We start from the raw sequence: 1,805 nt of genomic DNA, 5'->3' as shown, positions 1-1,805 counted from the left end.
GAGCGGCGCGCGGCGCGCGGGATGCCGGTGCCCGGCATCGGCGCCGACCTCTCCGGCGGCCCCGCCTCCGGCACCCTGGCCCTGCTCGCCGCCGGACTGCCCGGCAGACCCGGCACCCTGCTCGGCCACGGCACCGGCGCCGGGGAGCGGCTGCTCGCCGTCACCTTCAACGACCTGGCCGTCGGCGGCCGCGAGGCCGAACTCGAACGCGCCGGAGCCCTCGCGGCCAACCCCCGCCTGCACCACGTGGTGGTCACCGGCGGCGAGGACACCCTCCCCTACGCCGACCTCGACGGACCGCTCACCGACGAACCCGGCCCCTCCCTGGTCACCGCCGCCCGGCACCGCGCCCGGCTCGCGGCGGGCAGCGCCGACCACTTCACCGGACACGGCGCCCGCCAGGTCCTCGACGCCCACCCCGCCCGCCTCGCCGATCTGCTGCTCGACCGCAGACGGCGCCATCTGGTCCGCCCGGTCGCCGCCCTCACCCGCGCCGACGGCTCGGTCCTGGTCCCCGCGCGGGTCTACGGCGCGGCCCGGCGGCTGGCCCGTACGCCGTACCGGACGGGCATGGAGGCACTGGCCGAGCGGCTGATGCGGCGAGGCTTCGACGAACCCAAGGGGGCGGTCGGCGCGTCCCTCGCCGCGCTGACCTGGGGGAGACCCGGTCCGGCGGCGCGGTGGCTGACCGGGGAAGCACTGGCTGAAGTATCGGTTCTTCTTCAGTCCGGGGCGGACCGCGCCTCCGGTGGACCCGGGCTGCGCCCCGGCGAGTTCCGCGCCGCCGCCGTCCTCGCCCGGCACGCCTCCGATCTGCGCGTCCTCGAACAGGCCGCCGAGGTCCGCTCCCAGCGGCTGCACGCGCCCTTCCTCGACAACCAGGTCGTCCGCGCCTGCCGCGCCCTGCCCGAGGCCCTGCGGGTCAAGCCCGGCGCCCGCGCCGCCGTCCTGCGCACCGTCCTCGACGGCGCCGGGGTCACCGATCTGCCGCCCGGCTGGGGCGCCCCCTCCCACGCCGCAGGGGCGGCCGCCGCCCGCACGGGCCTGCGCGTCGCCGCCGACTCGCTCGTGGACCTCTTCGCCACCCCGCTGCTCGCGGACGCGGGCCTGGTCGAGGCCCGCGTGGTCCGCAAGGCCGTCCGCTCGGCCGCCGCGGGCGAACCCCTCCCGCTGGACGGGCTCGCCGACCTGGTCTCCGTCGAACTCTGGCTCGGCCGCCTGCTCGCCCGCCGGGGCAGCTGCTGGACCGGCACCCCGGCCCGCGCCCGTGCCGTACCGGCGGGCATCGACCCGCAGCGGGGCGCCCTCGGAGCCGCTAGCGGCAGGTGAAGCGGGACTGCGCCCAGTCCGCGAAGGCCACCTGCTCGAAGGTGTGGCCGCGCTGCTCCACCACGAGCCGCACCGTCGTCCGCCCCGTCAGGTCCACATGCACCGGCACCGCCGCGTCACCGGCCCCGACCGCGCGGGAGTGCCACAGCCGGACCCCGTCCGCGTAGACGGAGAAGGACACCTTGCCGCGCGTGAGGTTCAGGTCGTCCACCCCGACCACGGCGTCGTACGTCGTGCACGGGCGGTTGAGGTCCACGGTGACCGAGGAGTCGCCGCGCACGGTGATGCCGCGCGCGTAGTTCGTGTCGGCGATCGACATGCCGTAGCGGCGCCACACCCAGCTGCTGTCGCCGAGGCGCACCTCGGGCCCGGTGCCGTCGCCGGTCAGGTCGTAGTCCAGCGCGTTGGTCTCGTAGACCTCGGGCGCGGGCGGCGGGGTGGGCTTGGGGGTCGGCTTCGGCGTGGGCGTCGGCTTC

General features: G+C 77.3%; 2 protein-coding genes. One reads left to right on the top strand and one right to left on the bottom strand.

Annotated features, from left to right (window positions below):
* Positions 1 to 1,329, top strand: a 1,329-nt coding sequence (locus GTW40_RS03235) for an asparagine synthase-related protein (RefSeq protein WP_237525310.1), incomplete at its 5' end; no start/stop codon positions are given.
* Here GTW40_RS03235 and GTW40_RS03230 read toward each other — a convergent pair.
* The coding region (locus tag GTW40_RS03230) for an NPCBM/NEW2 domain-containing protein (RefSeq protein WP_202485319.1) at positions 1,316 to 1,805 on the bottom strand (490 nt) is incomplete at its 5' end. The genes GTW40_RS03235 and GTW40_RS03230 overlap by 14 nt on opposite strands.

The sequence above is a fragment of the Streptomyces sp. SID4985 genome (assembly GCF_009863025.1).
In the GTDB taxonomy this organism is placed as follows: Bacteria; Actinomycetota; Actinomycetes; order Streptomycetales; family Streptomycetaceae; genus Streptomyces.
Note: the sequence above shows the minus strand (reverse complement) of the source record. Positions and strands in the feature narration are given on the sequence as shown.